Source organism: Flavobacterium sp. N3904, from assembly GCF_025947305.1.
Lineage (GTDB): Bacteria > Bacteroidota > Bacteroidia > Flavobacteriales > Flavobacteriaceae > Flavobacterium.
Genome location: NZ_CP110009.1, coordinates 2,462,501 through 2,475,069, shown reverse-complemented (window position 1 = coordinate 2,475,069; position 12,569 = coordinate 2,462,501). Strand labels below are relative to the sequence as shown.

The following is a 12,569-nucleotide window of genomic DNA, read 5'->3' as shown; positions in this document are numbered from 1 at the left end:
GATTTTGGTGATTTTGATGAAGCAAATGTCATCCAGAATAAAAAGGAAATGAAATTGTTCTGACCCAATTGCGGAAAATTAGGGATGAGTTGTATATTTCAAAATAAAGGACTACGTTTGGTATTCTAACATTATTTTTTAACATGAAAAAACTCCGCTACTTATTTTTTATTTTATTTGCAATTTCGTCATATGGACAAATCAATTTTGAAACTGGCTATTACACAAATAATACTAACATAAAGACTGAATGTCTGATTCGTAATGTTGGCTGGTATAAAAATCCAACAGAAATACAGTACAAACTGAATGAGAATGAAGTGGAAAAAATAGTAACAATCGCTGATATTAAAGAATTTGGTATAGAAAACTGCTGTAAATACAAGCGTTTCAAATTAAAAATAGACAGATCGTCAAGTGATGTCAATAACTTGAGCACTGAAAGAAATCCAATTTTCAATGAAGAAACCTTGCTTCTAAAAGTTTTGGTAGAAGGAGAAGCAAATCTGTATGAATATCAGGATGTAAACCTAGTTCGTTTTTATATTAGCACCGGGAATCATGAAACTGTTGAACAACTTGTTTTTAAGGAATACAAAAATGAAGATACTTCACAAATTGGCGAGAATAATTATTACAAACAACAGTTGCGAAATAATTTAAAATCAGATCAGTTAACACTTAGTGATTTTGAAAACATTACATATAAAAAAACAAAACTTGTCGATTTATTTGTAACATTCAACACAACCAAAGCCACTAAAACAACTATCCTGGAAACAAAAAAAGACAAATCTGCTATAAACCTTAAGGTAATTGCAGGTGTCAATGGGACACTTTTTACTTTTGGTAATAACTACAATGCTTTGACTGATTATACTTTTGGTACCAAACCGGTTTTTGTAATTGGTTTGGAGGTTGAAAACATTTTCCCATTCAACCAAAAAAAATGGTCCATATTTGCAGATCCAAACTTTCAGTCCTACAAACAAACCGAAATAAATAATTCAAATCAATCTATTCAGGCTGATTACACGTTTCTGGAATTGCCTTTTGGGGCACGTTATTATATGTTTTTAAATAAAAAATCACAATTATTTCTGGATGCCGGAATTGCTTTTTCTGTAACCTCAAAATCTACAATCCAATATTCTGGTACTGCTCTTGATATATCCAATACTTCCAATTTATTTACTGGTATAGGTTACAAAAGTGGCCGTTATGACATTGAATTACGATACAATTTCGGTCGAGGACTTTTGACAGCATATCAAAGTTGGAATTCCAACTATAGCTCAGTCGGTATTTTGTTGGGTTATAAAATACTGTAAAACATCTTATTACATTTATTTTTTAACCAAACAAAATTACTTATTTTGTATCTTAGCAATGAATTGAAAAAATCATTGTTATGTTAGAAAGTAAAAGAATATCGAATTTATATCAGTCCATTTATAATGGCAATCCATGGCTTGATGTTACTCTGGCAGACACTTTAAAAGATGTAAATGCCCAACAAGCATACAAGAAAGTTCACCCAAATTTGAACACAATCTGGGAAATTGTCAATCATATCATACTGTGGAGAAGGAATATTTTGGGTCGTGTACAAGGAGAAGAAATCACTACTCCTGACCATAATTATTTTGTGCCTGTTTTGGATTCATCTGAAGCTGCCTGGCAGCAATCCCTCCAAAATCTGGCAAAAACACAAGAACAATGGAATACATTTTTGGCCTATTTTGATGATGCCGATTTCGAAAGAATATACATTGATAACAATCATACCTATTATGAGCATATTCATGGTCTAATACATCATGATGTTTATCATTTGGGGCAAATTGTGATTCTCAAAAAATTGGTTTAATTCTAAAAAGTATTTAAATGAAAAAAAGTATTCTTTTGGCTGCATTTTTGTGCCTCACAACAATTGGATTTTCGCAGGAAACCACAGCTAAATATGATGAAAATTTAGCAAAATTCCTGAATGCAGATGAACGCGGCATGAAGCAGTACGTATTTTGCATTTTGAAAACCGGTAGCAACACGACTGCTACAGCAGAAGAAAAAAATAATCTTTTTAAAGGTCACATGGACAACATCTCCCGATTGGCAAAGGAAGGAAAACTTGTTTTAGCCGGACCATTTGAGAAAAACGACCGAAATTATAGAGGTCTTTACATCTTTAATGTTGCCACTATCGAAGAAGCCAAAGCCCTTGTTGCCACAGATCCAGCCGTAAAAGCGAATATTTTTGAAGTCGAATTGACCCCTTGGTACGGTACTGCGGCATTGCAGGAAATTCTGAAGATTCATGAAAAAATAGTAAAGCCCAAAATCTATTTTTTTTTTCAACAAAGACACACTCTATTACCTAAGAAATAGTCTAAAAAAATACTGCCTCTTTCAGCAAAACTTAGAAATGTTCCTTTGAAACCATAAAAGGAATTTTAGAAAATGATAGGGCTTTTCATACTTCCAAAGAAATGTATATGGAGCATATTTGGCAAAATGCAGATGATGAAAACGAAGTGCATTTTCTCTTTAGAATCAATTCTATAGCCAATACTAAAAAATTAATCATTAAATTACACAGCAAAACATTGGAACAAAACCCCGATGCCAATTTGCCTAACATGACCTATTTACAATGATTGCATTAAACAAAGTACACCACATTGCCTTAATTTGCGCTGATTATTCGAGATCAAAACATTTTTATATCGCTATTTTAGGATTGACCGTCATCCAGGAAATCTATCGCAAAGAACGAGATTCCTATAAATTGGATTTGGCACTCAACGGAAACTTTATACTTGAATTATTTTCTTTCCCAAATCCTCCAAAACGAGTTTCAGGCCCTGAAGCAGCAGGATTACGCCATTTGGCCTTTGAAGTAAATGATATCGAGGAAACAAGAAAGCACATTGTAGAACAAGGTTGCAATGCCGAAGCAATACGAATTGACGAATTTACTAAAAAGAGATTTTTCTTCACTGCCGACCCAGACAACACTCCGATAGAATTTTACGAGAAATAATCTGAAAATTACTGCTGTTAAAATCACAAAACAATGTTATTATAAGCAGGCATCTATTACAATTCCATTTTTCTTTCTTTAGCTTTGTAATCCTGAAAAAAAACAAAAAACGGACCTTTTTATCTAATTTGCAGGTTCATTACTCTAAAAATTAATTAGCCTATTTGGTTTAAATAAAGAAAATGATGCAAACAGTACGAAATTTTCAATTCCTAAAACTACAAAAGTTAGTTGTTGTTTCTATCCTGATTGGCTTTCTTTCGGCATTTCTGGGAGTTGCCTTAAAAAAACTAACCGAATATTACGAAGAAATATTTTCTCATAAGGCGGCAATAAATCCATTATATTATATTCTTTTCCCCATTTTTGGACTATCGGTCATCTATTTTCTAAGAGAATATCTCTTTAAGAAAAAAGAAAACAAAGGCATCAAGGAAATCTTTGAAAGTACCAATTCCAAATCACAGAATTTACCAAACTATAAAATTTCGTCCCATTTTATCAATGGATTATTGACCGTGATTTTCGGTGGTTCAACAGGTATCGAAGTTTCTACAGTTGTGGCATCGGCAACTATTGGCTCTGTAGCCCAAAGAAAACAAAATGTCTTCAAAGAATACAAAACCGAATTAATCTGTGCCGGGGTAGCTGCCGGAATTACGGCTTTATTCAGCAGTCCAATTGCGGGAATTCTTTTTGCCCTAGAAGTCATCTCCAGAAAAGTCACCCGGGCTTTTTTAGTTAGTAATCTGATAGCGGTTCTTACTGCATTTGGGCTAATTTTTCTATTAAAAGAAAAACCACTATTTACTGTTGTCATTACAACTTGGCACCTTAAAGCGATACCTTATTTTATCCTTCTTGGAATTTTGGCAGGATTTGTTTCTGTCTATTTAACGCGATGTGTGTTGTTTTTCAAAGATCAGTTTTCTAAAATAAAAACCCATTATTTTAAAATTATTATCGGTTCCAGTATTTTGAGCATCTCGCTACTTTTATTCCCACAACTTTATGGAGAAGGGTATCATGCTATCAAAGGACTGATAGTAAATCCAAACGAAATACAACTCACTTTGTCTATAGTCCTAACATTTATTGGAATCTTAGTTTTGAAACCCATAGTAACTTCGGCAACATTGGTCTCGGGTGGTGATGGCGGTGTTTTTGCTCCAAGTCTTTTTATTGGCGCCTTTTTGGGATTGTTGGTTGCTTTGGTTTTAAACACCTATTTTAATGCAAATGTTATTCCTATAAATTTCATTATTATTGGAATGGCAGCAGTATTGAGTGCCAGTATTCACGCGCCTTTTACATCCATTTTTCTGGTTTGCGGTTTGACGAATGATTACACTTTATTCGTTCCTATTTTAGTCGTTTGCCTGATTTCAAAATATACTGCAAAAACGATTTATCCTTTTACTGTTTATACCTACTCTCCTAGTTTAGCAAAATAACATTTCTCTTATGCCTGTTCAAAAAATAAAGCAAACGTATCGCAAAACAAAATACATCCTTTACAAAGAAACTTTAGTCGATTTTAAAGAGCAATTTTGGTCCTTTCTAGGTTCGTTTGTCGGAATCGGAATTTTGGCTTATATCCAGTCTATACATTTTAAAGGAAATGATGCGGTTTATTTAATTGGTTCTTTTGGAGCCTCGAGCGTATTGGTTTATGGTATTATTCAAAGTCCATTTTCGCAACCCCGAAACTTGGTTGGCGGACATTTAATCTCAGCCATAATTGGAGTTACCGTTCATAAATTAATTCCTGATATTATTTGGATAGCCGCTCCTTTGGCTGTATCATTTTCGATAATTTTTATGCAAATGACCAAGACCTTGCATCCGCCTGGAGGAGCAACTGCACTTATTGCCATTATTGGTTCCGATAAAATAAAAAGTTTAGGATATATGTATGTATTTTCACCTGTTCTAATAGGTGTTCTGATTTTACTTCTGACTGCTTTAATTTTTAACAATATGACTTCGAGCCGAAAGTATCCCAGTCATAACTTTTACCACAAACACTATCATAAAATTAGAAAGCGGTTAACTGGAAAGTCATAAACAGTCTTTTCGAGCCGAATAAAAATCTTTTCAACAAATCCCAATTCGTAAATATGAAATGAGCATCGCAATGAATTTGAAACAAATAGCAATGATGATATACGAATTACATATGACCGATAAAAAAACAATAAATATCAACATATAAAATCTAAAATTAAACTTTACATTTGCTCTTTCAATAAAACAAAGATTATGGTTTATAAATTCAGAGTTATTCTAGATGCCGAAGAAGACATTTTTAGAGACATAGCAATACTTGCGGAAGACACTTTAGAAGATTTACACAATGCTATTTTCAATTCATTTGGTTTTGACGGAATGGAAGTGGCTTCTTTCTATACTTGTGATGAAACCTGGAATCAGGAAGATGAGATTTCTATGTTTGATACAGGAGATGTTCCCGGAGAACAAAAAGTGATGAGCGATTATCAACTCTCAGATATTTTGGACAAGGAAAATACAAAAATTATTTATGTATACGATTTCATAAATATGTGGACATTTCTGGTAGAACTTGCCGCTGTTGAAGAGCAGGTAGCCGGAAATATGTATCCGGAAACTATATTTTCGCATGGAGAAATGCCAGACGAAGCCATGGAGAAAAACTTTGAAGCCGATATGCATGATGATATCTATGGAGAGTTTGAAGATGATTTAGACGAAGATGATTTAGACATGTTTGAAGGAGACGATAGTTTTGAGGACTATGGTTTTGAGGAGAATTGGAATTAAAACAATAAGAGAATAAGAATCAAGAGCCAAGAGTAAAGACCTTAATTCTGTCTTTTCTCTTGGCTCTTTCATCTATAAAATAAAAAATATGATCAACCTATACAACACCCACATCGAAACCCTTTCTATTCATCGAGTGGGAAACATCAGTCGTAATGAACCTCTTTTTTTATCAGAAGAGCCTTTTAAATTAAATGACGAAATTGTGCCTTTGATGAAAGAGTTCTTTTTTAAATCGTTTAAAGAAAAAGAAGAAAACTACTTTCAGTTTGCACATGAAGTAGATTTAGACTACAATGACATGTTTAAATTTGCAACCGAAATTTTTGCTAATCCAGCGAGTTTGCATGAGGCTTCCAAAAAGATTACCAAACACCTTTTTGAGCAATCCAATCACCCGCATATCAAAAACGGAGAAGTGTATGTAACCTATTTGACCAATGTAAGTATTGACAACAATATTGTAGATGCAATCGGTATTTTTAAAAGTGAAATTCAATCCGACTTTTTACAATTTGAAGAAAAAGGAACACAATTGGAAATGATATTGCAGCACGGTGTTAGTTTGAACAAACTGGACAAAGGTTGTTTGATTTTTAATTACAAAAAAGAAGAGGGCTATAAAATCCTTTCTGTTGACAGTAATCGTTACGATGCCAGATATTGGTTGGAACATTTCTTGTCTGTTGATGCTTTTGAGGATGAAAATTTCATCACCAAAAAATACTTGAAATTCTGTCAAGGATTTGCCAAAGATGTTGTTTTTCCTGCCGAAGACAAGAAAGAAGAAGTTATGTTTATGAATCGTTCTGTAAATTATTTTGCAAAAAACGATCAATTTGAAGAAACCAATTTCCTGAATGAAGTTTTGGATAATCCCGATTTGATTCCAGAATTTAAGAATTACAAGGTAGATAAAGGTGAAAAATACAGTATCGAAGACGTAACCTCTTTCCCGATTGCCAATGCTGCTGTAAGCGATGCTCGAAAATCAATAAAAAACGTAATCAATTTAGATACACACATTCAAATCAAAATGGATTTCATTAATCCGGAAAGTGCCGAAAAATTTGTGGAAAAAGGATGGGACGAAGAAAAACAAATGTATTACTATTTGGTTTATTTCAATAAAGAAGAGAAAAGTTAGTATTCTGTTTAAATTGTCAAAATCCAAATTTCAAAAAAAAATATAATCTCCAACTGTTTAGACAGTTGGAGATTTTTTTTAACAAAAACTTAAAAATTAATAAAATAAAAACACTTTTGTAAGATTAAAGATATTTTTTAAAAAAATTAGTGCATTTCATCGGATTTATTTGATTGATAATTGATTTTATTATACGTTTGTCAAAATATTAACCCCCACACAATGAGCTTTTTAGAAATTACCTCAAAATTCGTTAGTAAAAAGACAATTTGTTCTATTATCGGACATAAAATAGTGACTGTTAGAAATGTAACTGGTCATTTTAAAGAGTACAAATGTACCTGTTGTGAAGTTGAATTAACGAATGATTTACAAGACAGAAAAACATTCCTTACTCCAGAACTTAAAGCAATCAACGAAACCTTATTGGATCATTATAGAAGAAGACAACTTTCTTTGTAAGATTTTTTTAAAATAAATTTTAAAATCCCGGTTTAAACAAATTGGTGGTATTGAAATTTCGAGTAAGAAATTCAAAAGCAGCACTCAATAAACTGCCCATGGACTTTGCGTTTTTAAAATTAATATCGTTGGTATAGCGGTACAATTCCATTTGTAGATGTTTCAAATTTTCTTCTGTAGAAATAACATCATTTGCCATAATTTTCATTAATATTTTAATTCTACTTTCGGCAGAATTTATTCTTTTGGCCAGAGCAGAACGCTCCTCGTTTTTGTATTGCTCAACCGATGTGTTTTGCAATTTATCTTTTACAATTTTTATCATCGGATAATTTTCCTTGAAAAATTGCGGACGGTACACCTTAAAATTTCCTTCATAACATTGTTGATCAAAATCAATTGGCCTTATTTTATAAACCACTTGATCAAAATCGTGAATTGGAATAACTACATAATTATAGGATCTCATATCACCCAACAAACGGATCATACAGCGCTCGTTGAACTTCACAAACTCTTTGGCAATTTGAGCTTTTTCTATTTCAGTACATTTATTGAGTAACGATTGCATAAAAACATCTCCGGGAATTCCCGTAATATGCTCCTCAATCAAAGTATCCTTAAATACCAGAAAATTAATTTTATATGGTGATAATAAATGCTCCAATTCTAAACCATAAACCCTGGAAGCATCTGCTTTTTTGATATAAAAATAAGTGTAATTATCATTCAAAATATTTCTAACTTTTATTCGAAATGGCTTAGAATTACCAAAAGTACAATAGTCTATTGCATCAATATTCAAGAATTTAAGAATATCGGTATTCCCATCAGAATACAATAGAGAATACACTCTTTTTAAATTCAAATCAATTTCATCCCTTTCAAATTCATTATAATACACCCGAATCCACAAAGTATCTTTGTCGTTTTTGTCAAAAACACTTATTGCCCCAGAAAAACGTAATAAATCATCATAAATAATAGGCTCTTTTGACACAAGATCAAAACGTTCTAAATAATTCATAAGTGAGTTATTTATAGGATAACACGGTTTTTTTAAAAACATTAAGGGTTGCTCACTCATTTTAGTCAGATTTGATACAAATTTACATTAAATAATTTCAAGAATTATAAAAAACAGAATTGGTATATCGCCAAAATACAATAAAAAAACTTACTTTTTAAAATCAAATTTTCATAAAAAAAAACTAAAAATCTATTGGTTCAAATACCCAAAAGATCGAATTTATATCAAATTCATATTGATATGTAAGTTTTATAACATAAAAAAAAATAAAGACAATAAAAAATTCACTATATTTGATTTAAGGTATGACTCTCATTAACTAAATTATAGCAAAATAGCAATTAATGAAAAACAAGCTAGAGCATTATATCGAAGCGGCAAAATATGCTAAAATTGGACTTTGGGAGATTGATCTTTTGACCAATGTCTCTTATTGGGATGATGTTACCAAATCAATACATGAAGTAGAAGATGATTTTGTTGTCACTGTTGAAAATGGAATTAATTTCTATCGTGAAGGAGCAAACAGGACAAAGATCATAAATCTTGTTGAAAATGCAATCCAAAAAGGGATACCTTACAAAGGTACATTTGAAATTCTCACCGCAAAAAACAATACTCGTTTTATAGAAACTATTGGACATATTGTATATAAAGATGGAAAAATCATAAAAGTAAGAGGTACTATTCAAGATATTACAAAAGAGCAAAACTTAATTAATGATCTTCAACTAAATATCGATAAATTATATTCCATTTTTTCCAGTGCAAACGATGCTATTTTAATAATTGACGCCTCTAATGGAATTATAACAGACTGCAACTCCAGATTAACTGATCTTTCAGGTTACAGTGATTCTGAATTAATAGGAAGTCATAAATCAATTCTATTCCCACAAAAATACTGGGAAGAAATTAAATTTTTTCTTCATCAACATACCGATGAAGGGGTCTACAAAGTACAAGAAACCTTTTTGAAAACCAAAAACGGAATCGTAATACCAATAGAAATGGCTTCTGGAAAGAAATTTCAAATTGATGATAAGATTTATTTAGTTTCGTTTTTTAGAGATATCAGCGAAAGAAAAAAAAATGAAGAACGGATGCAAATGCTATTACTTGCTGCATCTGGGACATCTGACACTGTTTTAATTGCAGACGCTCAAGGGCTTAGCATTTGGGCAAACAATGCATATCTGGAATTAACAGGACTCACTATGGAACAAATAGTGGGACACAAAGCAGGTTATTTGTCTAAAGGAAAAAAGACAGATAAGATTACTACTGACAGAATGAGAGAAGCTATTCTAGCTAAACAAAGTTTTAATACGACTATTCTAAATTATAACCAAAAAAAGGAAGAATATTGGTTTGAATTGAATATTACACCCGTTTTTGATAGTGAAAATAATTTACTGAATTTTGTTGGAGTTGGAAGAGATGTTACACTTAGAAAAGAAAAAGAAATCGAACTCAAACGTCTTCTTGATTTAACAATTGATCAAAACAACCGGCTTTTTAATTTTTCGCATATTGTTTCCCATAATATTCGTTCGCACTCGAGTAATTTAACAATGCTTATAGATGTGATAGAAAACGAAGAAGATCCCAATGAGAAAATAAAGTATATAAGCATGCTCAAAGGTGCAACAGAAAAACTGGAAGAAACAATAAGGTACTTAAACGAAATTATCACGATTCAACAAAATTCTAATATCAAAAAAACAAAAGTCTTTTTAAGAGAAGAAATCAAAAAAACAAATAATGCTTTGAATTTGACCATCAATAAAAGTCAAATCACTATTATCAACACCATTCCTGAAGATCTAATTATCAGCGTTATACCAGCTTATCTGGATAGCATTTTATTAAATTTATTGACAAATGCCATAAAATATAAATCCCCAAAACGAAAAGCCTTTTTAAAAATCAGTCATAAAATTGAGGAAACATGTACTGTTATTTCATTTGAAGATAATGGTTTAGGGATCGATTTAGATAAATACGGGAAAAAAGTTTTTGGCATGTATAAAACTTTTCATGGCAATCATGACGCATTGGGCATTGGATTATTTATTACCAAAAACCAAATTGAAGCAATGGGTGGTAAGATTGAAATAGAAAGCATTGAAGACGTGGGTTCTACTTTCAAAATTTATTTAAACGAAAAATAAATAGCTCCAAATTGAATTATTAAAATCAATTTTTAATTCTAAGTAACAAATTTCGCTTTTATTCGTCCTACTTAAAATTAAAAATCAAACCAAATTGGAAACAATACTTAAAATTCAAAACCTCAATAAACGTTATGGCAGTGTTCAGGCCTTAAAAAATGTTTCATTAGAAATAAAAAAAGGCAATGTTTACGGGATTCTTGGTCCCAATGGAAGCGGAAAATCTACAACCTTGGGCATTGTACTCAATGTGGTCAATAAGTCATCGGGAGAATACAGTTGGTTTGGCGGTAACCTGCAAACGCACGAAGCATTGAAAAAAGTAGGAGCCATCATTGAAAGACCCAACTTTTATCCTTACATGACCGCTCAAGAAAACCTAAAACTGGTTTGTAAAATAAAAAATATCAATTACTCAAAAATCCCTGAGAAGTTAGAATTAGTAGGTTTAAACGACAGAAAAGACAGTAAGTTCAGTACTTTTTCATTGGGGATGAAACAACGCCTTGCCATTGCATCTGCCCTACTGAATGATCCAGAAATCTTAATTCTGGATGAACCCACCAATGGATTGGATCCACAGGGAATTCATCAAATACGAGATATAATCAAACAAATCGCAGCAAAAGGAACTACCATTTTACTGGCTTCTCATTTATTGGACGAAGTGGAGAAAGTATGTACCCATGTTTTGGTTTTAAGAAAAGGTGAAGTACTCTATTCTGGTTCTGTAGATGGCATTTCTGCCAATGAAGGTTTCTTCGAATTGCAGACAGACGATATCGAACATTTAATTCAGGTACTGAATACCCACCCCGCTATTGAAAAAATGACTAAATCTGAAGGAAAACTTTTGGTGTATTTAAAAACAAATTTAGAGTCAAAAGATTTGAATCAGTTTCTGTTTTCAAATAACATTTGTCTAAGTCATTTAGTAAAACGCAAAAACAGTCTGGAAGAGCAATTTTTGGAATTAACCAAGAATCAATAACAAAATTCAATAGCAATAGCAATTTCAAATCTTTCCTGATAGCAATCGGGACTGAAATCTAAAATTAAAAACATGAAACGATTACTCTCTATAGAATTACAAAAAATTTGGTTAAACAAAGCCAGTCGTGTACTGACTTTAACTTATTTTATATTACTTTCTTTTATCGCTTTGATAGCTTCTATCAAGTTTAACATTGGCAATATTCATTTTCAGGTGGCTGAAATGGGCATCTTTAATTTCCCTTATATCTGGCATTTCAACACGTATATTGCAGCCATTTTGAAATTCTTTTTGGCGATAGTTATCGTTTCGATGATGGCCAATGAATACAGCTATGGCACATTAAAACAAAATTTAATTGACGGATTGAGCAAGAAAGAATTCATACTTTCAAAATTCGTTACTATAGTATTATTTTCATTGTGTTCTACTGTATTTGTTTTTGTGATGACTCTAATTCTAGGATATAGTTTTTCCTCTTATACAGAAATTGCAATTGTTTTTTCTGATCTGGAATATATTTTGGCCTTTTTTGTAAAACTGGTTGGATTTTTCTCTTTCTGTTTGTTCTTGGGAATACTCGTAAAACGATCTGCATTTGCATTGGGATTTTTATTGGTTTGGGATATTATTGAAGCAATTGGAAAAGGTATTTTGACTTTTAGAATTTTTCCTGATAGTAACACTGCAAGTTACATTACCCAATTTTTTCCTTTAGAAGCGATGTCAAATCTAATCTCAGAACCCTTTACAAGATTGTCATTAGTAAAAACTATTGGAACCCAAATGGGTGTTGAAAATTTGAAAGACTATAGCGTTTCATTTTCAGCAACTGCAATTGTTTTGTGCTGGACTGTAATTTTCCTTTTCCTATCGTACCGAATATTAAAAAATAGGGATTTATAGTATATTTGTAT

At 31.9% G+C, this 12,569-nt stretch carries 14 protein-coding genes; 13 read left to right on the top strand and 1 reads right to left on the bottom strand.

All coding sequences use genetic code 11. The features are described 5' to 3' along the window. Window positions 1-143: 143 nt before the first annotated feature. From OLM57_RS10440 to OLM57_RS10395, 10 genes are all read left to right on the top strand, one after another. Entirely contained in the window at window positions 144-1,331 is a 1,188-nt protein-coding gene (locus tag OLM57_RS10440) for a PorT family protein (protein WP_264563634.1), read from the top strand. A gap of 80 nt (window positions 1,332-1,411) precedes the next feature. Then, window positions 1,412-1,870, top strand: a complete 459-nt coding sequence (locus OLM57_RS10435) for a DinB family protein (protein WP_264563633.1) — start codon at window positions 1,412-1,414, stop codon at window positions 1,868-1,870. A gap of 17 nt (window positions 1,871-1,887) precedes the next feature. Next, window positions 1,888-2,388, top strand: coding sequence for a YciI family protein (locus OLM57_RS10430; protein ID WP_264563632.1), 501 nt, complete (start codon window positions 1,888-1,890; stop codon window positions 2,386-2,388). 107 nt (window positions 2,389-2,495) lie between these two features. Then, complete coding sequence (locus OLM57_RS10425; protein ID WP_264563631.1) at window positions 2,496-2,657, top strand: hypothetical protein; 162 nt, start codon at window positions 2,496-2,498, stop codon at window positions 2,655-2,657. Then, window positions 2,654-3,043 (top strand): VOC family protein, encoded by a 390-nt coding sequence (locus OLM57_RS10420; RefSeq protein WP_264563630.1) that lies wholly within the window; start codon window positions 2,654-2,656, stop codon window positions 3,041-3,043. The genes OLM57_RS10425 and OLM57_RS10420 overlap by 4 nt, the downstream gene beginning before the upstream one ends. A gap of 182 nt (window positions 3,044-3,225) precedes the next feature. Beyond that, complete coding sequence (locus OLM57_RS10415) at window positions 3,226-4,497, top strand: chloride channel protein (protein ID WP_264563629.1); 1,272 nt, start codon at window positions 3,226-3,228, stop codon at window positions 4,495-4,497. Between the two features lie 10 nt (window positions 4,498-4,507). Beyond that, window positions 4,508-5,110 carry an HPP family protein gene (locus tag OLM57_RS10410; protein ID WP_264563628.1) on the top strand — a complete coding sequence of 201 codons (603 nt, stop codon included), beginning with the start codon at window positions 4,508-4,510 and terminating at the stop codon, window positions 5,108-5,110. Between the two features lie 195 nt (window positions 5,111-5,305). After that, window positions 5,306-5,845, top strand: a complete 540-nt coding sequence (locus OLM57_RS10405; RefSeq protein WP_264563627.1) for a plasmid pRiA4b ORF-3 family protein — start codon at window positions 5,306-5,308, stop codon at window positions 5,843-5,845. An 88-nt stretch (window positions 5,846-5,933) separates the two neighbouring features. Further along, the gene (locus tag OLM57_RS10400) at window positions 5,934-6,992 is read left to right on the top strand and encodes a nucleoid-associated protein (RefSeq protein WP_264563626.1); all 1,059 of its coding nucleotides are present in this window, start codon (window positions 5,934-5,936) and stop codon (window positions 6,990-6,992) included. Between the two features lie 222 nt (window positions 6,993-7,214). Next, the gene (locus tag OLM57_RS10395) at window positions 7,215-7,454 is read left to right on the top strand and encodes a hypothetical protein (protein WP_264563625.1); all 240 of its coding nucleotides are present in this window, start codon (window positions 7,215-7,217) and stop codon (window positions 7,452-7,454) included. A gap of 19 nt (window positions 7,455-7,473) precedes the next feature. On the opposite strand, the gene OLM57_RS10390 is transcribed toward OLM57_RS10395, so the two are convergent. Continuing rightward, window positions 7,474-8,541 carry a hypothetical protein gene (locus OLM57_RS10390; RefSeq protein ID WP_264563624.1) on the bottom strand — a complete coding sequence of 356 codons (1,068 nt, stop codon included), beginning with the start codon at window positions 8,539-8,541 and terminating at the stop codon, window positions 7,474-7,476. Between the two features lie 287 nt (window positions 8,542-8,828). Between OLM57_RS10390 and OLM57_RS10385 the strand changes: the two genes are divergently transcribed. The 3 genes from OLM57_RS10385 to OLM57_RS10375 all read left to right on the top strand — a co-directional run bounded on the left by OLM57_RS10385 (window position 8,829) and on the right by OLM57_RS10375 (window position 12,558). Then, window positions 8,829-10,658, top strand: a complete 1,830-nt coding sequence (locus tag OLM57_RS10385) for a sensor histidine kinase (RefSeq protein WP_264563623.1) — start codon at window positions 8,829-8,831, stop codon at window positions 10,656-10,658. Between the two features lie 94 nt (window positions 10,659-10,752). Next, on the top strand, window positions 10,753-11,649 hold the full coding sequence (locus OLM57_RS10380) for an ABC transporter ATP-binding protein (RefSeq protein WP_264563622.1): 897 nt from the start codon (window positions 10,753-10,755) through the stop codon (window positions 11,647-11,649). Between the two features lie 72 nt (window positions 11,650-11,721). Further along, entirely contained in the window at window positions 11,722-12,558 is an 837-nt protein-coding gene (locus OLM57_RS10375; RefSeq protein ID WP_264563621.1) for an ABC transporter permease, read from the top strand. Window positions 12,559-12,569 lie beyond the last annotated feature (11 nt).

Excerpts from the sequence above, each read along its gene's own strand:
- OLM57_RS10440 (WP_264563634.1), top strand. The coding sequence starts at position 144 with ATGAAAAAACTCCGCTACTTATTTTTTATTTTATTTGCAATTTCGTCA.
- OLM57_RS10435 (WP_264563633.1), top strand. The coding sequence starts at position 1,412 with ATGTTAGAAAGTAAAAGAATATCGAATTTATATCAGTCCATTTATAAT.
- OLM57_RS10430 (WP_264563632.1), top strand. The coding sequence starts at position 1,888 with ATGAAAAAAAGTATTCTTTTGGCTGCATTTTTGTGCCTCACAACAATT.
- OLM57_RS10425 (WP_264563631.1), top strand. The coding sequence starts at position 2,496 with ATGGAGCATATTTGGCAAAATGCAGATGATGAAAACGAAGTGCATTTT.
- OLM57_RS10420 (WP_264563630.1), top strand. The coding sequence starts at position 2,654 with ATGATTGCATTAAACAAAGTACACCACATTGCCTTAATTTGCGCTGAT.
- OLM57_RS10415 (WP_264563629.1), top strand. The coding sequence starts at position 3,226 with ATGATGCAAACAGTACGAAATTTTCAATTCCTAAAACTACAAAAGTTA.
- OLM57_RS10410 (WP_264563628.1), top strand. The coding sequence starts at position 4,508 with ATGCCTGTTCAAAAAATAAAGCAAACGTATCGCAAAACAAAATACATC.
- OLM57_RS10405 (WP_264563627.1), top strand. The coding sequence starts at position 5,306 with ATGGTTTATAAATTCAGAGTTATTCTAGATGCCGAAGAAGACATTTTT.
- OLM57_RS10400 (WP_264563626.1), top strand. The coding sequence starts at position 5,934 with ATGATCAACCTATACAACACCCACATCGAAACCCTTTCTATTCATCGA.
- OLM57_RS10395 (WP_264563625.1), top strand. The coding sequence starts at position 7,215 with ATGAGCTTTTTAGAAATTACCTCAAAATTCGTTAGTAAAAAGACAATT.
- OLM57_RS10390 (WP_264563624.1), bottom strand. The coding sequence starts at position 8,541 with ATGAGTGAGCAACCCTTAATGTTTTTAAAAAAACCGTGTTATCCTATA.
- OLM57_RS10385 (WP_264563623.1), top strand. The coding sequence starts at position 8,829 with ATGAAAAACAAGCTAGAGCATTATATCGAAGCGGCAAAATATGCTAAA.
- OLM57_RS10375 (WP_264563621.1), top strand. The coding sequence starts at position 11,722 with ATGAAACGATTACTCTCTATAGAATTACAAAAAATTTGGTTAAACAAA.